14 protein-coding genes are annotated in these 19323 nt (G+C 61.7%); 7 read left to right on the forward strand and 7 right to left on the reverse strand.

All coding sequences use genetic code 11. The features are described 5' to 3' along the window. Window positions 1-102: 102 nt before the first annotated feature. Window positions 103-1128 carry a substrate-binding domain-containing protein gene (locus HGP14_RS08515; RefSeq protein ID WP_168829390.1) on the reverse strand — a complete coding sequence of 342 codons (1026 nt, stop codon included), beginning with the start codon at window positions 1126-1128 and terminating at the stop codon, window positions 103-105. 294 nt (window positions 1129-1422) lie between these two features. Here HGP14_RS08515 and HGP14_RS08520 point away from each other — a divergent pair, with 294 nt between their 5' ends. From HGP14_RS08520 to HGP14_RS08540, 5 genes are all read left to right on the forward strand, one after another. Then, entirely contained in the window at window positions 1423-2448 is a 1026-nt protein-coding gene (locus HGP14_RS08520) for a sugar ABC transporter substrate-binding protein (RefSeq protein ID WP_246704402.1), read from the forward strand. Between the two features lie 68 nt (window positions 2449-2516). Beyond that, window positions 2517-3338: an ATP-binding cassette domain-containing protein gene (locus HGP14_RS08525; RefSeq protein ID WP_205927065.1), complete on the forward strand. Its 822-nt coding sequence runs from the start codon at window positions 2517-2519 to the stop codon at window positions 3336-3338. Beyond that, the gene (locus tag HGP14_RS08530) at window positions 3335-4597 is read left to right on the forward strand and encodes a sugar ABC transporter permease (protein ID WP_168829391.1); all 1263 of its coding nucleotides are present in this window, start codon (window positions 3335-3337) and stop codon (window positions 4595-4597) included. The genes HGP14_RS08525 and HGP14_RS08530 overlap by 4 nt, the downstream gene beginning before the upstream one ends. Before the next feature lie 24 nt (window positions 4598-4621). Continuing rightward, window positions 4622-5350, forward strand: a complete 729-nt coding sequence (locus HGP14_RS08535) for an SDR family oxidoreductase (protein WP_168829392.1) — start codon at window positions 4622-4624, stop codon at window positions 5348-5350. A 66-nt stretch (window positions 5351-5416) separates the two neighbouring features. Next, window positions 5417-7051: an FGGY-family carbohydrate kinase gene (locus tag HGP14_RS08540; RefSeq protein ID WP_168829393.1), complete on the forward strand. Its 1635-nt coding sequence runs from the start codon at window positions 5417-5419 to the stop codon at window positions 7049-7051. Window positions 7052-7182: 131 nt separating this feature from the next. Here HGP14_RS08540 and HGP14_RS08545 read toward each other — a convergent pair whose 3' ends face one another. From HGP14_RS08545 to HGP14_RS08560, 4 genes are all read right to left on the reverse strand, one after another. Then, on the reverse strand, window positions 7183-9429 hold the full coding sequence (locus HGP14_RS08545) for a xanthine dehydrogenase family protein molybdopterin-binding subunit (protein WP_168829394.1): 2247 nt from the start codon (window positions 9427-9429) through the stop codon (window positions 7183-7185). Between the two features lie 11 nt (window positions 9430-9440). Continuing rightward, window positions 9441-9929, reverse strand: a complete 489-nt coding sequence (locus HGP14_RS08550) for a (2Fe-2S)-binding protein (protein WP_168829395.1) — start codon at window positions 9927-9929, stop codon at window positions 9441-9443. Next, window positions 9926-11305, reverse strand: coding sequence for a cytochrome c (locus HGP14_RS08555; RefSeq protein WP_312862105.1), 1380 nt, complete (start codon window positions 11303-11305; stop codon window positions 9926-9928). The genes HGP14_RS08550 and HGP14_RS08555 overlap by 4 nt, the downstream gene beginning before the upstream one ends. Window positions 11306-11665: 360 nt before the next feature. Next, window positions 11666-12076, reverse strand: coding sequence for a winged helix-turn-helix transcriptional regulator (locus HGP14_RS08560; protein WP_168829396.1), 411 nt, complete (start codon window positions 12074-12076; stop codon window positions 11666-11668). An 84-nt stretch (window positions 12077-12160) separates the two neighbouring features. Here HGP14_RS08560 and HGP14_RS08565 point away from each other — a divergent pair, with 84 nt between their 5' ends. Next, window positions 12161-13321: an alkene reductase gene (locus tag HGP14_RS08565; RefSeq protein ID WP_168829397.1), complete on the forward strand. Its 1161-nt coding sequence runs from the start codon at window positions 12161-12163 to the stop codon at window positions 13319-13321. 225 nt (window positions 13322-13546) lie between these two features. Continuing rightward, window positions 13547-13921, forward strand: coding sequence for a GIY-YIG nuclease family protein (locus HGP14_RS08570; RefSeq protein WP_246704381.1), 375 nt, complete (start codon window positions 13547-13549; stop codon window positions 13919-13921). A gap of 296 nt (window positions 13922-14217) precedes the next feature. On the opposite strand, the gene HGP14_RS08575 is transcribed toward HGP14_RS08570, so the two are convergent. Together HGP14_RS08575 and gpt are read right to left on the reverse strand one after the other, a co-directional pair. Beyond that, the gene (locus HGP14_RS08575; protein ID WP_168829398.1) at window positions 14218-18036 is read right to left on the reverse strand and encodes a vitamin B12-dependent ribonucleotide reductase; all 3819 of its coding nucleotides are present in this window, start codon (window positions 18034-18036) and stop codon (window positions 14218-14220) included. Between the two features lie 717 nt (window positions 18037-18753). Beyond that, window positions 18754-19248: a xanthine phosphoribosyltransferase gene (gpt, locus tag HGP14_RS08580; protein WP_168829399.1), complete on the reverse strand. Its 495-nt coding sequence runs from the start codon at window positions 19246-19248 to the stop codon at window positions 18754-18756. Between the last annotated feature and the right edge of the window lie 75 nt (window positions 19249-19323).

Consider the following 19323-nt stretch of genomic DNA (forward strand, 5'->3'; position numbering starts at 1 on the left):
CTGCTGATCGTTTTACGACGCGCACGATGCGGCAGCAGCTACGAGGAACATTGTCGCGCTTGCGGGGGCGGGCGGCTACTGGCGTAAAATCGGCTGCTCTATCTATATGTTCTGCGCGTCTGGAATGAGAGGAGGGACCTGGATAACCACGGGTTTGTTCGATCCGGATTCGATGATCTCAAAGACCTTTTTCAACATTCCCGGTACGTCCTGCCGCACCATCTCGATCCCGTTTCCGAGCAAAGTCACGAAGGGGTCCCAGTCGAAGCAGCCGAGGACGAGGTTGCGGTCGTCGAGGTGGCCGGAGCGGCGAATCCACCGCATGACTCCTTCCAGCGAGATCGTCGAATTGACGAACATGCCTTTAGCCGGCGCATTGCCGCGAAGAGCGAGATCGTCGAGCGCCTTTTCGGCTTTTTCCGGTGCATAGCCGCAGGTAAGAATATTCTCCTCCTGAACGGCGACACCCAGTTCCGTATGGGCTTCGCGGAACCCTCGTATGCGCTCGGACGTGTTATGGTCGCTGCCTCGCCCGCCAATGAACAGGAGTGACTCCTTCCTTCCCAGCCTGCGTTCGCAATTGAGCAGAATGCGCCGAGTCAGTTCCCGGGATCCCGCGAAATTATCCGATATGACCGACGGGGCAAGCGCGCCGGGGAGGTCGAGATTCAGGCTGCGGACGCCTGCCGCCGCGCACATCTCGGTTATTCGATCCGGATCCGTCGCGCCCGTCGCGATAAGACATTCGACCTGATAGGAAAGCAGAGTGCGCGCCGCCTCGACCTCGAGTTCGGGATCGCGGCGCGTGCAGGTGATGATCGGAAAAAGGCCGCGCGCACGTGCCATGTCTTCGAAGAGTTCGACGATAGAACCGAAGTAGCGGTTGTCGTATTTCGGAACGATCATCCCGATGATGTGGGACTTCTCGCGCCTGAGCAGGCTCGCCTGCATGTTCAGAGCGTAACCCTGTTCCTCCGCGATCCGCATGATCTTTTCGGCAAGCTGACTGCTGATCCTGCGCTTCTTCCAATTGCCGTTGAGCACGGCGCTGACGGCGCTGGCGGACGTGCCGGCAAGCTCTGCCAGATCGTAGATTGTCGTTCTCTTCGTCTGCCTTACTTGAGTCAAATTGTCCTTCTCCGTTTCGGCGGTAACTTGACACCAATCGAGAGAAGTGGCAATTCTTGCTTCATCGATTGAGCAAGCGTGCTTTATCGATGAAGCAAGTTGGCTTTGCGCCGACGCAGGGAGGCAGTTCCAAAAAGGACGTGGAGAGGATGTCTTTTTGCAGGAGGCGCCTTGATCGTCGCTTTTTCGGCGGCGAAAGGGCGACGAACGGAGCTGACAGTGGTGACTTCCGGCAATGGCAATGCCTATTTCGATCACACCAAGGAGGAGAAAATGAATTATCGTAATTTACTTATGGCTTCGGCGACCATCGTCATGGGGTTTGCCGGCGTAGCCTCGGCTCAAGAGGCCGCTACGGTCGCTTTCCTGATGCCGGACCAGGCATCCACACGCTATGAGCAGCACGACTTCCCCGGCTTCAAGGCTGAGATGGAAAAGCTTTGCCCGAAGTGCACGGTGGTCTACCAGAATGCCAATGCCGACGCCTCGCTGCAGCAGCAGCAATTCAATTCGGTGATCGCCCAGGGTGCCAAGGTGATCGTTCTCGATCCGGTGGATTCCGCCGCTGCGGCCGGTCTGGTCGAAATCGCGCAGTCGCAGGACGTCAAGGTCATTGCCTATGACCGTCCGATCCCGGACAAGCCGGCAGACTATTACGTTTCCTTCGATAACGAAGGTATCGGCTATGCGATCGCGAAATCTCTGGTCGAGCACCTCAAGGCTGCCGGCGCTCCGGACGGCGCGGGCATCCTTGAAATCAACGGTTCGCCGACCGACGCGGCCGCGGGCCTGATCCGCGACGGCATCCATCGTGGCCTCAAGGAATCCGCCTACAAGACGCTCGCGGAATACGACACGCCGGAATGGGCGCCGCCGAAGGCGCAGGAGTGGGCCGCTGGGCAGATCACCCGCTTTGGCAAGGATATCAAGGGTGTGGTCGCCGCCAACGACGGTACGGCCGGCGGCGCGATTGCCGCATTCAAGGCAGCCGGTGTGAATCCGGTTCCGCCGGTAACGGGCAACGATGCAACGATCGCAGCGCTTCAGCTCGTCATCTCCGGCGACCAGTACAACACGATTTCGAAGCCCTCCGAGATCGTCGCCGCTGCCGCTGCGAACGTGGCGGTGCAGATGATCAAGGGCGAACAGCCTAAGGCCAAGACCACGCTCTATAACACGCCGTCGGAACTGTTCATCCCCGCCGTCGTTACGGCTGAGAACATCAAGGCCGAAATCTTCGACAAGAAGATCCAGACGCCCGAGCAGATTTGCACTGGCGAATACGCCGAAGGCTGCAAGAAGCTCGGCATCACCAACTAAACTCGCCTAGTGTGCTCCGGCCGTGTTTGTCGCGGCCGGATGCGCGAGCGGCAAGAAGGGCTACAGCCATGATTACGGACGTCAAGGGTATGCCGGAGAGAGGACAGACGATCCTCCGGCTCAGCAATGTTTCCAAACATTTCGGAGCGGTTTCGGCGCTGGCCGACATCGAACTGGAGGTGAAGGCCGGAGAGGTCGTGGCGCTGGTCGGCGATAACGGCGCCGGCAAATCGACGTTGATCAAAATACTTGCAGGCGTTCATCAGGCGTCCTCCGGAACGATCGAGTTCTGCGGCAGCAGCGTCACGCTGGATAGTCCGAGCAAGGCTTTGGAACTCGGCATCGCGACCGTGTTCCAGGACCTTGCGCTCTGCGAAAACCTCGATGTCGTCGCCAATCTCTTCCTTGGCCACGAGCTTTCTCCGTGGGGTCTCGATGAGGTGGCCATGGAAGTTCGCGCCTGGACGCTCCTCAGAGAGCTTGCTGCGCGCATTCCGTCCGTTCGTCAGCCCATCGCGTCTCTTTCGGGAGGACAGCGCCAGACGGTTGCCATCGCCCGCTCGCTGCTGCTCGACCCGAAGATCATCATGCTTGACGAGCCGACCGCAGCCCTCGGCGTCGCCCAGACTGCCGAAGTCCTCAACCTCATCGAGCGCGTCCGCGAGCGGGGCCTGGGGGTCATCATCATCAGCCATAACATGGAAGACGTGCGCGCGGTGGCAGACCGCATCGTCGTGCTCAGGCTGGGCCGCAACAACGGCGTCTTTACCCCAGACGCATCCAATCACGACCTTGTCGCCGCAATCACCGGTGCAACCGAAAACGCCGTTTCCCGGCGGGCCGAGCGCAAGGCCGGCACGGTACATGAGACCAGCGGGAGACCAGCATGACCCAGAAGGCGCCAGATACCCTCACTAGGCCGGCCGCGGCTCTCGACCGCAGCGACGAACGCGTCAGGCACGACGACAATATTCTGGGAATGGCAAAGGCTTTCTTCGACCGCGTGCGGTCGGGCGATCTCGGCATGCTGCCGGTTGCCGTCGGCCTCATCGTCATCTCGACGGTCTTCTCGATTCTCAACCCCGTGTTTCTCGCGCCCAACAACCTCGTCAACCTCTTGTTCGACTGCGCCACCGTCGGGGTGATTTCGCTTGGCATCGTCTGCGTGTTGATGCTCGGCGAAATCGATCTTTCGGTCGGGTCGATGAGCGGCCTCTCCTCGGCAATCCTCGGCGTGCTTTGGGTGAATGCCGGTTGGCCGGCGGTCGCAGCGATATTGGTCGCGATCGTCGCGGGCCTCGTCGTCGGCTGCCTTTACGCGGTTCTCTATAACCGGCTCGGCATGCCGAGCTTCGTTTCGACGCTGGCGGGCCTGCTCGCGCTCCTCGGCATGCAGCTCTACATCCTTGGACCCACGGGCAGCATCAATCTGCCCTACGCATCATCGCTCGTCCGCTTCGGCCAGATCCTCGTCATGCCGGATTGGCTTTCCTATCTGCTGGCGCTCCTGCCGGGCATCGCGATCGTCGTGAACGGAATGAGAAACCGGCGGCAGCGTCAATCCGTCAATCTTTCTTCGCAGCCGCTCGGCGCACTCGCGATCAAGGCCATCGTCCTGACTGTGGCACTGGAGTTCGCAGCCTATTATCTCAATCTCGGCCGCGGCGTGCCGTGGATGTTCGGCCTCTTCGTCGCGCTCGCCGTGATCCTGAACTATATGCTGACCCGCACGAAATGGGGACGCTCGATGTTCGCGGTCGGCGGCAATCGCGAGGCGGCGCGCCGAGCAGGCATCAACGTGCGCCGCATCTATCTCAGCGCCTTCGTGCTCTGCTCGACGCTTGCCACCATCGGCGGCATCCTCTCTGCTTCGCGACTTGCCTCCTCCAGCCAGCAGGCGGGCACGGGCGACGTGAACCTCAACGCCATCGCTGCGGCGGTCATCGGGGGCACCAGCCTCTTCGGGGGCCGTGGCAGCGCCTATTCCGCCCTGTTGGGTATCATCGTCATCCAGGCGATTTCCAATGGGCTCACTCTTCTCAATCTCAGCTCCTCCCTGCGCTACATGATCACCGGCGCGGTTCTGGCGATCGCCGTCATTGTCGATTCGCTCGCCCGTCGCTCACGTGTCAGCCATGGACGCGCCTGACCGCATTTCCAAGGAGTATTCGTCATGACCGACCTCATGAAAGGCAAGGTTGCCGCCATCACGGGTGCTGCATCGGGCATCGGACTGGAGTGCGCGCGCACACTTCATGCCGAAGGTGCGACCGTCGTGCTCGTTGATCGCGCCAAGGAGAAGCTCGAGGCTCTTTGCAACGAGATGGGCGCGGGCGCTCTGCCACTGGTGGTCGACCTTCTCGATGGAAAGCAGGTTTCCGGCATCCTGCCTCGCATTCTCGAGGCGGCCGGCCGGCTCGACATCTTCCACGCCAATGCCGGCGCCTATATCGGCGGGCCAGTCGCGGAAGGTGACCCGGACGCCTGGGACCGCATGCTCAACCTCAACATCAATGCGGCGTTTCGCTCGGTCCATGCGGTGCTGCCGCACATGATCGCGCAGAAGTCGGGGGATATCCTTTTCACCAGCTCGGTTGCGGGCGTCGTGCCAGTCGTATGGGAGCCGATCTATACGGCTTCGAAATTCGCCGTGCAGGCCTTCGTCCATTCCACACGCCGTCAGGTCGCGCCACATGGCGTGCGCGTCGGCGCCGTGCTGCCGGGACCGGTCGTGACCGCCTTGCTTGACGACTGGCCGAAGGCGAAGCTGGACGAGGCGCTTGCCAACGGCAGCTTGATGCAGCCGAAGGAAGTGGCCGAGGCTGTTCTTTTCATGCTGTCGAGACCGCGCAACGTGACGATCCGCGACCTGGTGATCCTGCCGAACAGCGTCGACCTCTGAGTGTTGATAGTTCCGGTTGCCGGAACGCAGTAGAACCCGAACCTTGCCGATTTAAAGCGAGAGACCATGAGCGACACATCCCACACGCCACCAGCGGGTGCCAAGCATGTCATCGGCGTCGATGTCGGCACCGGCAGCGCCCGCGCGGGCGTGTTCGACCTGACCGGGCGGATGCTTGCGTCCGCCAAGCGGGATATCACACTGTTCCATGAACCAGGCGCCATGGTCGAGCAATCGAGCACCGAGATCTGGGAAGCCGTGTGCGGGGCCGTGCGTGAAGCCGTCGCCGCGGCCGGGGTCGATCCCGCTTCCGTCGCGGGTCTCGGCTTCGACGCCACATGTTCGCTCGTCGTGCTCGGGGAGGGCGGCAAACCGCTTCCGGTCGGTCCTTCGGAAAATCCGGAACGAAACATCATCGTCTGGATGGACCACCGCGCCGTCCCTCAGGCGGAGCGCATCAATGCGCTTGGCCACGACGTGCTGCGCTATGTCGGCGGTCGCATTTCGCCCGAGATGGAAACGCCCAAGCTTCTCTGGCTCAAGGAGAATCGTCCGCAGGTGTTCGATGCGGCATGGCAATTCCTCGACCTTGCGGACTTCCTGACCTGGCGGGCGACCGGCGACCTGTCGCGCTCGACCTGCACGGTCACCTGCAAGTGGACCTATCTCGCTCATGAGAAGCGATGGGATGCCGATTACTTTCACCAGATCGGCCTCGGCAAGCTGGCAGACGAAGGGTTCGTCCGCATCGGGCAAGCCATCGTCGAGCCCGGCTCGGCACTCGGCCAGGGGCTGACCGAAGCCGCTGCCAGCGAGCTTGGTCTCCACCCAGGAACGGCGGTTGCAGCCGGACTTATCGATGCTCATGCGGGCGGGATCGGAACCGTGGGCATCGGCACCGGCCCGCAAGCCAATCTGGCCTATGTCTTCGGCACCTCGTCCTGCACGATGACGTCGACGGCGGAACCGGCCTTCGTACCCGGTGTCTGGGGGCCTTACTATTCGGCAATGGTGCCGGGAATGTGGCTGAACGAGGGCGGCCAGAGCGCTGCCGGCGCTGCGATAGACCATCTTCTGTCCTTCCATCCGGCGGCCGGAGAGGCGAGGGAGCTTTCGAAGCGTGCCGGCGTTCCGCTGCCGGTTATGCTGGCAGACATGGCTGCGCAAAAGGCAGGCCGTCCTTCGGAAGCAGTCAAGCTCGTGACCGGCCTGCATGTTGTTCCCGAGTTCCTCGGCAATCGTGCACCATTTGCCGATCCGCACGCCCGCGCGATCATCGCCGGTCTCGGGATGGAGAGGGATATCGACAGCCTGGTTCTCCTCTATATCGCAGGGCTCTGCGGCATCGGCTACGGCCTCAGGCAGATCATCGATACGCAAGCTGATGCCGGCGTGACCATCGAGAATATCGTCATCAGCGGCGGCGCTGGCCAGCACGATTTCGTTCGCCAGCTGCTTGCCGACGCGAGCGGCAAGCCGGTCGTCGCAACGAAGGCTGAGGAACCCGTGTTGCTGGGTGCCGCCATCCTGGCAGCGGTCGCCGGCGGAGTGTCTTCGGATGTACGCGACGCCATGACGAAATTGTCGGCCGCTGAGCAGGCATACCAGCCGTCGCGGGGCCTGATCGCGGATCTTCATGCCAAGCGCTACGAGGGTTTCAAGGAGCTTCAAACCTTGACGCGAAACCTTCGGGAGTGCTGAGGCGGGAGAGATGTCTTCTTTTTTCACGTGGCGGACGTACGCCACAGTAAACGCCGCCGTAAAGCTCGAGCGACGCACATAAAAAGCCCGGCACTCTGGCCGGGCTCTAGGCACTCACAGGCATAGCCGGCTTAGGCGCCGAGCGTTGCCTTTACCCTTTCCCGCGTATAGGGCAGGTCGTAGATGCGCTTGCCGGTCGCGTGCTTGAGGGCGTTGGCAATGGCTCCCCCCGTCGGTCCCTGGGCTGCTTCCGCAACGCCAAGATAGGGCTGGCCGGGATTGTCGACGATATGTACCTCGATGCTGTCCGGAACCGCGCTGAAGCGCAGGATCGGATAGGCCGACCAGTCGGGGCTGGTGATGCGGGTGTTGTTGAAATGCACCGCCTCGTACAGCGTCCAGCTCATCGATTGCAGGATGCCGCCTTCCGTCTGGTTGATGATGGCGTTCGGGGCAACCGCCTCGCCGCAATCGACCGCCGAGACCACATGCGAGATGCGGATATTGCCGGTCTCGGCATCCACGTCCGCTTCCAGCGCAATGGCGAGATAGGCGGCATGGTTCTTGTACTTGGCAAAGGCAAAGCCGCGGCCCTTGCCCGCCGGCAACGGATCATTGTTCCAGCCGAACTTCTCAGCCGTTACTTCCATGACCTTCCGGGCCCGCGGATCCTTCATGTGCCGGAGGCGGAATTCGACGCGGTCGGCGCCGGCGGCTTCCGCCAACTCGTCCATGAAGCTCTCGATCGAGAAGACGTTGCAGTAGGCGCCGAGGCCGCGAAGCGCGGAAACGCGGACCGGCATGTCTGGAACGAAATGCCAGTTCACGCGCTGGTTCGGGACGTCGTAAAGCGGGATGGCGTTGCGGTCTCCGTTGCCGAGCGGCGAAATCTGCAGCTTGGCCGGATCCGGCGGAAAGTGCTTGGCCATCAGGCGGCCGGCGAGCATCGAGCCGGCGGAACCCGGACGCGTTCCGTGGTTGTTGCTCCACAGATCGTAATGCCAGTTGACGATGTTTCCCTTGTCATCAAGCGTCGCATTGGCGCGGGTCAGCATGCCGGGACCATAGGGCTCCCACAGATGCTCCTGATCGCGCATCCACTGCACGCGCACCGGACGGCCGGGAAGCGCGGTGGCGATGAGCGCCGCATCGGCTGCCGCGTCGTCGGCACCGTTATGGCCGTAGCAGCCTGATCCTTCGGTGTGGATGCAGCGCACCTTTTCCGGCGGCATGCCGAGCATTTCGGCAATCGCCTTGCGGTCCGGGTAGACGCCCTGCGTATGTGTCCAGACCGTCAGTGCCTCGTCCTTGAACACGGCGACGGCGGCGGACGGACCGATTGAGGCGTGCATCTGGTAGGCGCGCGTGAACTGCGCAGACAGCGTCTTGACGCCTTCGGCCGTTTCCGCGCCGACCGACGTGACGACGCCGACTTCGGTGACGTTGGCTTCGAGGAATGCCGGAAGCTGGTCCTGGTCCGGAAGTGCGGCTTGTTCCTGCCATTTTGCGATGGCAGTCATGGCGCGCATTGCCTTGACCGCCTGGAATTCCTGCTCGGCCACGACGGCGAGGAAATCGCCGTCGCGCACGATGGCGATCACGCCGGGCATCGTCTTGATCTTGGATTCGTCCAGATCGACGAGCTTGGCCGAATAGCTCGGCGGGCGCACCACGCGGGCATGGACCATGCCTTCGGGCCGCATGTCCTGCACATAGGCTTCGCCGCCGGTCACCTTGCCGGGAATGTCGACGCGGGCGAAGGGCTTGCCGATGGCACGATAGCTGTCCGGAGACTTGATCTTGGTGGTCGGGTCGGCATCGATATGCAGCATCTGCTCGGAGACGAGATCGCCGTAGGCGACGGAGGCGCCGTTGGGAGCGATCACCTTGCCGCCGTCGGCCTTGAGCTCTTCGGCCGGGACGCCGAGCTTGCCGCTCGCCTGGGCGATCAGGATCTGGCGGACCTGCGCGGCCGCATAGCGGATGGCCGTGCCGCTGTTCTGGATCGTCTGGCTGCCGGCCGTGTAGCCTTCATTGGGGGTGATCGCCGTATCGGCGGTTATCAGGTTGATCTGGGCCGGAGCCACTTCAAGCTCTTCGGCCGCGATCTGGCGCAGCGAGGTCTTGGTGCCCTGGCCGAGCTCGGCCTTGCCGGTATAGACCGTAATCGAGTTGTCGGCATCGATGCGGATCCAGGCATCCAGTGACGGCGTGTCGGCGAGGCTGCCCTGCAGCTTCGGGGCAACCGGCTTCGGGACATTGGCGACTTCGCCTTCCTGGGCGAAGGTTTCTGTCGGAATTGCAAAGGAGACGACGAGGGCGCCGGAACCGGCAAGGAAACCGCGGCGGGTGACGTCAAGGAAAGTGGGGGCGTTCATCTTCTTTCTCCTCAACCGGCGGAGGCAGGGGCGGCCGAGGCCGACTTCATCAGCTCGCGCGCATGCTGGACGGATTTCAGGATGCGCATATGCGTGCCGCAGCGACAGAGATTGGGCTCGAGCGCCGTGCGGATATCGGCATCGGTGGCGTCAGGGGTGGACTCCAGCAGCGCCTGCGCCCGCATCATCATGCCGGCGATGCAATAGCCGCATTGCGCCGACTGTTCCTCGATGAAGGCCTGCTGCATCGGGCCGGGATTGTCGATTGTGCCGAGGCCCTCGACCGTCTTGATCTGCCGGCCCTCGAGCAACATGATCGGGGTGAGGCAGGAGAAGATCGCCTCGCCGTCGACCATCACCGTGCAGGCGCCGCACTGGCCCATGCCGCAGCCGAACTTGGCTGCATTCAGCTTGAGATCGTTGCGCAGCACGTAAAGGAGCGGTGTGGAGGGATCGGCCTCGACCTCGTGGGCCGCGCCATTAACGTTGAGCTTCATCATTGGTCTTGCGCTCCTATATTATCGGGGCCGCGCTCGATGCCGTCGGACGGCCGGACGCTGACCTGGAACTTTCCATTTCTGGTATCGGCTGCGCGGCTTGCCACATCCGCCCAGGCCGGCTTGCCGGCGAAATTGTCGCGCAGATAGGCAAGCAGATCGGCCAGTTGCTGGTCGTTCATCGTTGCGGCAAAGCCGGGCATGATCGCGCTCTGTCGACCGCTTGCTGCCGGCAGGCCGAAGAGCACGGTATTGATCGCATTCTGCGCATCCGGCGCATTGATCGTGGTGCTCAGATGAAAGTTGATTCCGCCGAAGGGAAGGGGGCGGCTCCCGTCATGACAGGTGGCACAGGCCGCCTCATAGATCGCCTGGCCGCGGCCGGTCGGCGTATCGGCTGCCGGCGAGGGCGCGCTGACAAGCGCGAGGCTGTCGCTGACCTGTTTGCGGATCTCCTCACCCTTCTGCACCCGCTCGGGAGAGGGCGTGCCCATCAGCGAAGCGAGGTAGGTCGCGATCGCATGGACATCGGAATCGGGCAGCAGGCCGAGATTGCCCGTTACCTCGCCCATCGGGCCATTGGTCACGCCGTGGTCCGGGTGCCAGCCCTGGCGCAGATAGGCATAGAGGCTGTCCTGCGTCCACGCGACCGGGGCCGGCGAACTGGCGTCGAGCGCGAAGGCCGTCCAGCCCTCGGCCTGGCCGCCGGCCAGATGCGCACCGGCCTTTTCGGCGCCGAGCGCGTTGCGCGGCGTATGGCAGGCGCCGCAATGGCCGAGGCCGTTGACGAGATAGGCGCCGCGGTTCCACTCCGCGCTTTCGGAGGCGACGTCCTGATAGGCGCCCTCGTTGAAGAACAGCGTCTTCCAGCCGGCGAGCACGAGACGGACGTTCAGCGGGAACGGCAGCTCGTTTGCCGGCGGCGTCTGCTTGACCGGCGGTCGGGTCATCAGGAAGGCGTAAAGCGCCTTGTTGTCCTCATCGGAAACCAGCGTGAAGTGGTCGAAGGGGAAGGCAGGATAGAGATGCTTGCCATCGCGGCTGACGCCCTCGCGCATGGCGCGGTTGAAGGCTGCCTCCGACCAGGCGCCGATGCCGGTTTCCGGATCGGGCGTAATATTGCTGGAATAGATGGTGCCGAAGGGCGTCGGCAGCGCGAAGCCGCCGGCAAAGGAGTGGCCTCCCGGCTGTGTATGACAGGCTGTACAGTTGCCGACCGCGGCCAGCATCGCGCCCTTGTGGACCAGCGCCTGATCGAAGGATGCGCGGTCCGGCGGCGTGATCGGCGCAATCGCGGATTTCCAGGCAATGGCAAAGAAACCCGCGCAGGCGACGATCACAACGCCCAACAGGCCAACTAGGATATGCTTCAATTTCACTTAGTTCTCCTCGGCTTTCCCCTGGCGGCAGAAAGCGCAGGCGACAGGGCAAAAGCCCGTATGCTCGACGATAAGATGATGAAAACATTCATAATATTTATCTTGAAAAAAGATATACATCGCGCTTTGTGTCGGTCAATTCACATCGTTTGTGATCGCGCAGCAAAATGAATCTGGGAGCCAGCGTAAAATCATCTGGCGTGGCTCTGGCACCGGCGATGGATGACGCTTGCTCGCCGGGGGAGAGGTCTTCTTTCTTCGCGTTGACGGATGTACGCGACAGTAAAGGCCGTCATAAACCTGGCGTAAATGCTAGCTCTATTGCTCCAGCGGTCTCGATCACGGGTCCCTTTCGAGCGCCTAACCGCCTGAACGTCTCGGACAGCGATAGCCAGTAGTCGCATGATCTCGAACGACAGCATCGCATGGCAGAAGCCTATGGGCCTCATCGAGCTCCCTGGCATGATGGGCTCCCCATTCGATGAGGGAATCCAGGATGGGCTGCAGGCTTTCGCCGAGCGGGGTGAGCAGGTACTCGATCCCCTGAGAATCCCCCGCGCGGGGCTGTCGGCTCACCATTCCATGTTCCTCAAGTGCTCGCAGTTGCTCGATCAGCACCTTCTGCGTGATGCCCGCAATGCGCGTCTCCAGCTCGCAGGTGCGTTGCGGGCCATCCAGCAGCGCATAAAGGATAACCGCCTTCCAGCGCCCTGAGATGACACCCAGCGCGCGCTCGACCGGCAAGCCCGGCAGTCTCTTGATGATGTTCATTTGCCACCACTGACCAAAGGGTGTGTAGATTGGGATAGCTGCCAATAGGTAAGCCTTCGATCAGCAACAACCGAAGGAGTATCTATGGTGGACCTGTTCGAATCTCAATGGCTCGCCAGCACCGTTCAGCTGAAGAACCGTATTGTCATGGCCCCCATGACACGCACGCGGACATCCGAGGGCGACGTTCCTAATGAATTGATGGCTATTTACTATGGGCAGCGGGCCACTGCCGGACTGATCGTCTCCGAGGCAGTCGACGTTCACCCGTCTAGTAACGGTTACGCCATGACACCGGGTATCTACACGGACGCCCAACTGCAGGGCTGGCGTCTGGTGACAGATGAAGTTCACCGCAAAGGCGGCACGATATTCTCTCAGATATGGCATGTCGGGCGAATGGCCCATCCGTTGGGCATGCCGGATGGTGAGGCCCCCTGGGGCGTGACCGAGCAGCGGGCCGAAAATTCGGATGTCTTTGCGCACGGCCCGGATGGCAAGCTGGGCTATATGCGCGCAGGTACGCCAAGAGCCCTCACGACCGATGAAGTATCGGCTCTGGTCGGAACGTTTGCCCAAGCCTTCGCCAACGCGCGGAAGGCCGGTTTTGATGGCGTCGAAATCCATGCAGCCAACGGCTATTTGTTCGAGCAGTTCATGAATTCGGTCCTCAATACGCGCACCGATCGCTACGGAGGCGGTAGCGTCGAAGATCGCACGCGCTTCCTGATGGAAGTCGTCGACGCGGCGGTGCGTGAATTGGGTCCGGGGCGCGTTGGCGTCCGCCTAGCTCCTTATGGCACGTTCAACGATATCCCGGTGGACCCGCTCACGGAGGAAACATTGCTATACGTTTCCGAGCAATTGGGTCGCCGCGGTGTCGGATATGTGCATCTGGTCTACGAGCTGATGCCTGCGGGGAACATGGAGAGCGCCGAGTTCAAGAAACACCACGTCGACCATGCTGTGCTTACCAAGGTTCGGGCGGCGTTTCCTGGCGCAATCATCTGGGCCGGCGGCTTCACCAGCCGCGAGAGCGCTCAGGCTGCCCTCGACACCGGGTTAGCGGACCTGATCGCCTTCGGCAGGCCATTCATCGGAAACCCGGACCTTGCTGAGCGTCTCAAGCACGGCTGGCCCCTGACCGAAGCGGACCGTTCGACCTATTACACCCGACGCGATGAGGTAGGTTTCACGGATTTCCCTGCCTATTCGACCGGTGGTGCTGCACGCCGCGCAGTCTGACCGCGACGGGTCGAGCAGGCGTTCATAGCAAGCCTGCGTTGAAAATAGAAAAGGGTCGCAAAGTGACCCTTCTCGATAACTTTAGGAAAGGCGGCGGCCAATCTAGCGCAAACGACGAGCCCTCATCCTGAGGCGCGCTGGCGAAGCCGGAGCCTCGAAGGACGAGGGCGGGTTGCTGCCCGAATACCCGTCATGGTAGTGATCCTAAATCGTTGGGGGCTGGCCATGGAAGTAACCGTCTATATTCTTCGATGCCGCGATGGCTCCTATTATACGGGGCTGACGAAGCAGAACATCGAAGCGCACGTCTGGGAACACAATGCCGGAATCTACGACGGCTACACTGCCAAACGCCTACCTGTTGAGCTGGTTTTTACCGAGACCTACGACCGCATCATCGATGCCATCGCCCGCGAACGGCAGATCAAAGGCTGGTCCCGGCGGAAGAAGGAAGCGCTGATTGCGCTGGATTACGAGGCGCTGCCGGGCTTGTCGAAGCGGGGGACCGGTTTCGGCGAAGTAAGGAGTGACGGTGGCCAGCCTCTGATCCTTCGAGGCTGCGCCCGTTGGGCTTCGCACATCAGGATGAGGCTGGATTAGGCGCGCGGAGAGCAGAGACGCTGCAAGCGTCGAATTTAGCCAGACGTCATGGCGTCATGCCGCATTTGACTTGCCGGCAAGGGCGTAGACGACCAGCCCTCATCCTGAGGCGCGCAGGCGAAGCCGAAGCCTCGAAGGACGAGGGCGGTGATGTGGGCACCGGCGGTGGCCAGCCTCTGATCCTTCGAAGCTGCGCCCTTCGGGCTCCGCGCCTCAGGATGAGGCTGGAGAAAGCGTCGTCCGCAAACAATAAGGGCGCCGAAGCGCCCTTATCCCATCCATTGTGAATTAGCCAATCAGCTGCAGCCGCTCGTACTTCCGCAGGTGTCGCACTTCTCGCAGGTGCCGTTGCGCACCATCGTGAAGTTCTGGCACTCGGAGCACATGTTGCCGGTGTAACCCTGCATGATGGAGCGGGCGCGGCGTTCGGCTTCGACCTTCTTGGCTTCCGTCTTCGCCGATGCAGCGTCGGCTGCGGCCTTGTCGGAGAAGAGGGCGGTTGCCTGGTCTTCGCTGACGAGTTCCTCGCTCACCTCTTCGGCGATCTCTTCGGCCAATTCCTTGGCGCGCTCCTCGTAATCGCGCTTGAAGGCGACGATTTCGGAGGTGGAGATGGCAACGGTCGGTTCCAGCTTGCGGGCGGCAGCGCCCGCAAAGGACGTCACCGTGCCGCCGGAAGAGGCGCGGGCGGGGGCGGCGGTGGCCGCACCCTTCGGCTCGCCGACCTGGCGGTCGCCGCCGGTGCCGGGAACCAGCGTCGGCTTATAGCCGCGGGTCCAGCCGGTCGAGACGAGGTTCGTCTTGCCTTCCTGGATGCCCTTGCCGAGCGCCGTGTTGGAGAAGTCGGACGTGTCGACATGCGCCAGATCGTGGCGGCCGAGATAGGAGACGGCGAGTTCGCGGAACACGTAGTCGAGGATCGACGTGGCGTTCTTGATCGCATCGTTGCCGATGACGATGCCGGCCGGCTCGAACTTGGTGAAGGTGAAGGCCTCCACATATTCTTCGAGCGGCACGCCGTACTGCAGGCCGAGCGAGATGGCGATCGCGAAGTTGTTCATCATCGCGCGGAAGGCCGCACCTTCCTTGTGCATGTCGATGAAGATTTCGCCGAGACGGCCATCGCCGAATTCGCCGGTGCGCAGGTATACCTTGTGTCCGCCGACGGCGGCCTTCTGGGTATAACCCTGGCGGCGGTTCGGCAGCTTTTCACGCTCGCGGGTGACGCGTTCGATCACACGCTCGATGATCTTCTCCGTGACGGTGACGGCCTGAGCCGCGACCGGCTGCTGCAGCAGCTCTTCCAGCGCATCCTCGTCGCCTTCCTCCTCGATCAGCGAGGCGTTCAGCGGCTGCGACAGCTTGGAACCGTCGCGGTAAAGCGCGTTTGCCTTGAGGCCGAGCTTCCAGGAGAGCATGTAGGCGCTCTTGCAATCCTCAACGGTCGCATCGTTCGGCATGTTGATCGTCTTGGAGATCGCACCCGAGATGAAGGGCTGGGCAGCCGCCATCATGCGGATGTGGCTCTCGACCGAGAGGTAGCGCTTGCCGATCTTGCCGCAGGGATTGGCGCAATCGAAGACCGGCAGATGCTCGTTCTTCAGGAACGGCGCGGCTTCCAGCGTCATCGCACCGCAAACGTGAATGTTCGCGGCCTCGATATCCTTCTTGGTGAAGCCCATGTGGTCGAGCAGGTTGAAGCTCATGTCGGCAAGCTGCTCGTCGCTGACGCCAAGCGTGGTCTTCAGGAAGTCGGTGCCGAGCGTCCACTGGTTGAAGACGAACTTGATGTCGAAGGCACTCTTCAGCGCGCCGTTGACAGCCTCGACCTTCTCGTCCGTGAAGCCCTTGGCCTTCAGCGTCGAGGGGTTGATTGCCGGCGCCTGGTTCAGGTTGCCGTGGCCGACAGCATAAGCTTCGATCTCGGCGATCTGGCTTTCGGAGTAGCCGAGCGTCCGCAGCGCTTCCGGAACGGCGCGGTTGATGATCTTGAAGTAGCCGCCCCCGGCGAGCTTCTTGAACTTGACCAGGGCGAAGTCGGGCTCGATGCCGGTCGTGTCGCAGTCCATGACAAGGCCGATCGTGCCGGTCGGCGCGATGACCGAGACCTGCGCATTGCGGTAGCCGTGCTTCTCGCCGAGTTCGATGGCCTTGTCCCAGGCGCTCTTGGCATGGGCGGCGAGATCCTGGTCCGGGTTTTCGGAATGAACAAGCGCGACCGGGTTCACCGACAGCGCTTCGTAGCCGGAGGTCTCGCCGTAGGCGGCGCGGCGATGGTTGCGCATGACGCGCAGCATGCTCTCGCGGTTCGGTGCGAAGTTCGGGAACGGTCCGAGCTCGGCAGCCATTTCGGCTGACGTTGCGTAGCAGATGCCGGTCATGATCGCCGTCAGCGAGCCCGCGATGGCGCGGCCTTCTGCGCTGTCATAGGGAATGCCGGACGACATCAGGAGGCCGCCGATATTGGCGTAGCCGAGGCCGAGCGTGCGGTATTCATAGGAGAGTTCGGCGATCCGCTTCGACGGGAACTGCGCCATCATGACCGAGACTTCGAGCACGACGGTCCAAAGGCGGACGGCATGTTCGTAGTCGGCGATGTCGATGCGTTTCGTTGCCTTGTCCTTGAACTGCAAGAGGTTCAGCGAAGCGAGGTTGCAGGCCGTGTCGTCGAGGAACATGTATTCCGAGCACGGGTTCGAGCCGCGGATCTGGCCGCCGGCAGGCGACGTGTGCCAGTCGTTCATCGTCGTGTTGAAGTGCAGGCCGGGATCCGCCGATGCCCAGGCGGCGTAGGAGATCGACTCCCAGAGGTCACGGGCCTTCAGCGTCTTCATGACCTTGCCGTCCTTGCGGGCGGTCAGGTGCCAGTCGCCATCGTTTTCGACTGCGCGCAGGAAGTCGTCCTTGATCGAGACCGAGTTGTTGGAGTTCTGGCCCGATACGGTGAGGTAGGCTTCGCTGTCCCAGTCCGTGTCGTAGGTCTTGAATTCCATATCCGTGTAGCCCTGGCGGGCGAACTGGATGACGCGCTGGACGTAGTTCTCGGGAACCTGGTCTTTCTTGGCAGCGCGGATTTCGCGCCTCAGCGCCGGGTTCTTGTTCGGGTCGAAGCAATCGCCATTGTCGCCTTCGCAGTTCACGCAGGCCTTCATGATCGCCTTCAGATGCTTGGCGACGACCTTGGAACCGGTGACGAGGGCGGCAACCTTCTGCTCTTCCTTGACCTTCCAGTTGATGTATTCCTCGATATCCGGATGGTCGATGTCGACGACAACCATCTTGGCGGCGCGGCGGGTCGTACCGCCCGACTTGATCGCGCCGGCAGCGCGGTCGCCGATCTTCAGGAAGCTCATCAGGCCGGAGGAACGGCCGCCGCCGGAAAGCTTTTCGCCTTCGCCGCGCAGCATGGAGAAGTTGGAGCCGGTGCCGGAGCCGTACTTGAAGAGGCGCGCTTCGCGCACCCAGAGATCCATGATGCCGCCCTCGTTGACGAGGTCGTCTTCGACGGACTGGATGAAGCAGGCATGCGGCTGCGGGTGCTCATAGGCAGACTTCGACTTCACCAGCTTGCCGGTAAAGGGGTCGACATAGAAGTGACCCTGGCCGGGGCCGTCGATGCCGTAGGCCCAGTGCAGGCCGGTGTTGAACCACTGCGGGGAGTTCGGGGCAACACGTTGGGTGGCGAGCATGTAGGCAAGCTCGTCCTTGAAGGCAGAGGCATCTTCTTCGGACGAGAAATAGCCGCCCTTCCAGCCCCAATAGGTCCAGGTGCCGGCAAGACGGTCGAAGACCTGGCGCGCATCGGTTTCCGAGCCATATTGCTCTTCCTTCGGAAGGCTCTTCAACGCGGCTTCGTCGGCAACGGAGCGCCACAGGAAGGAAGGAACGTCGTTTTCTTCAACCTTCTTCAGCTTTGCCGGAACGCCGGCCTTGCGGAAATACTTCTGCGCCAGGATGTCGGCCGCGACCTGGGAGAACTGCGCGGGAACGTCAATGTTCTCCAGGCGGAAAACGATCGAACCGTCGGGGTTCTTGATCTCGCTGGTCGCCTTGCGGAATTCGATCTCCGCGTAAGCGCTTTGACCTGCCTTTGTGAAACGGCGTTCTATGCGCATTTCCTTGAACCTCTATTTGCGCGCCCCCATCCCCTTGACCAAGGCGCAAGTTTCCTCATCCGGCAGCGCCGGAAGATGCGCAGCCAGTTCTCGTTTCCGTATCGTGACAGGAGTGTCATTGCAGAATGACTTCCCTGTATCTTGTGGTGATGGTGGCTGCAAACGCTAAATATAGTATTAACAGCTTCTTATCGCCAGTCCCGGATGTCACTTTTTGAAGAACAAAATCGCGCGCAAAATCCCTCAGGGGCAGGCCTCCGTCATGGATGCAATGCCTTGATTCACGCTTGAGTTTTGAAAAGAACCGGCCTCGTTAATTCCGGTTCAGCTACCGCCGAAACATCGGAAATCATTAAGTGAGAAACAGGTGATTCCGTCAAGGGGTGGTCGTTAAGGAAGCATTCACCACAACATATTGTGGACGGGGCTGTGGAGACTGGGGAAAAGCCGGAAGCGCCTGATCCTCAGGGGTTTTGAAGGCCCCAAGTGCCCAAAAGCGCAGGCGAGAAGAAAAAGTCGACCGAAATCCAAACCTATCAGTTGTATTTCTCGCTTCAATCGGCATTGCGATTCGGAGAGCCCCCAGAACGCGTCGAGAGCAACGTGAGGACTTTAATCCACCCCGGAATGCCGACGGTTGCTCTGTGTGATTCGGGCCACGAACAAGCATCGACCTGTGCTCTGGTAATCACGCCACACCGGGATGGCAGGGCAGCGTCAGCGCGGTGCTTTGGCAATCGGCTCTTGGTAGCTGAAGCCCATGTCCCAGGGGAAGTAGATCCAGGTATCCTGGCTGACTTCCGTCACGAAGGTGTCAATCGTCGGCACGCCGAGGGGCTTGGCATAGACGCAGGCGAAATGCGCCTTGGGGAGCATGGCGCGGACCTGCACCGCCGTCTTGCCGGTATCGGTCAGGTCGTCGACGACGAGGATTCCTTCGCCGCCATTCTCCTTGAGCTCCGGCGCAATGCCCTTCAGCACCATCATATCCCCCTGGTTCACATAATCGTGATAGGAGGCGACGCAGACCGTTTCGATCAGGCGGATGTTGAGTTCCCGGCAGATGATTGCCGCCGGCACCAGTCCGCCGCGGGTGATGCAGACGATGCCCTTGAATTCTTTGTTAAGGCCAGCGATGCGCCAGGCAAGCGCGCGGGCATCGCGATGGAACTGATCCCAGGAAACGGGAAAGGCTTTATCGGGGAGGGACATCGAACTGCTCCGCAGGCGTAAAGAGGCAAACCGCCGGCGATCGAACGCTGTCCGTCAAAACGCAAATCGCGCAGC

This window comes from Rhizobium sp. P32RR-XVIII (genome assembly GCF_012641395.1).
GTDB lineage: Bacteria > Pseudomonadota > Alphaproteobacteria > Rhizobiales > Rhizobiaceae > Rhizobium.

What these genes read in the sequence shown, in the direction of transcription:
- HGP14_RS08520 (WP_246704402.1), top strand. Translation starts at nt 1,423, where the DNA reads ATGGCTTCGGCGACCATCGTCATGGGGTTTGCCGGCGTAGCCTCGGCT.
- HGP14_RS08525 (WP_205927065.1), top strand. Translation starts at nt 2,517, where the DNA reads ATGATTACGGACGTCAAGGGTATGCCGGAGAGAGGACAGACGATCCTC.
- HGP14_RS08530 (WP_168829391.1), top strand. Translation starts at nt 3,335, where the DNA reads ATGACCCAGAAGGCGCCAGATACCCTCACTAGGCCGGCCGCGGCTCTC.
- HGP14_RS08535 (WP_168829392.1), top strand. Translation starts at nt 4,622, where the DNA reads ATGACCGACCTCATGAAAGGCAAGGTTGCCGCCATCACGGGTGCTGCA.
- HGP14_RS08540 (WP_168829393.1), top strand. Translation starts at nt 5,417, where the DNA reads ATGAGCGACACATCCCACACGCCACCAGCGGGTGCCAAGCATGTCATC.
- HGP14_RS08545 (WP_168829394.1), bottom strand. Translation starts at nt 9,429, where the DNA reads ATGAACGCCCCCACTTTCCTTGACGTCACCCGCCGCGGTTTCCTTGCC.
- HGP14_RS08550 (WP_168829395.1), bottom strand. Translation starts at nt 9,929, where the DNA reads ATGATGAAGCTCAACGTTAATGGCGCGGCCCACGAGGTCGAGGCCGAT.
- HGP14_RS08560 (WP_168829396.1), bottom strand. Translation starts at nt 12,076, where the DNA reads ATGAACATCATCAAGAGACTGCCGGGCTTGCCGGTCGAGCGCGCGCTG.
- HGP14_RS08565 (WP_168829397.1), top strand. Translation starts at nt 12,161, where the DNA reads ATGGTGGACCTGTTCGAATCTCAATGGCTCGCCAGCACCGTTCAGCTG.
- HGP14_RS08570 (WP_246704381.1), top strand. Translation starts at nt 13,547, where the DNA reads ATGGAAGTAACCGTCTATATTCTTCGATGCCGCGATGGCTCCTATTAT.
- HGP14_RS08575 (WP_168829398.1), bottom strand. Translation starts at nt 18,036, where the DNA reads ATGCGCATAGAACGCCGTTTCACAAAGGCAGGTCAAAGCGCTTACGCG.
- gpt (WP_168829399.1), bottom strand. Translation starts at nt 19,248, where the DNA reads ATGTCCCTCCCCGATAAAGCCTTTCCCGTTTCCTGGGATCAGTTCCAT.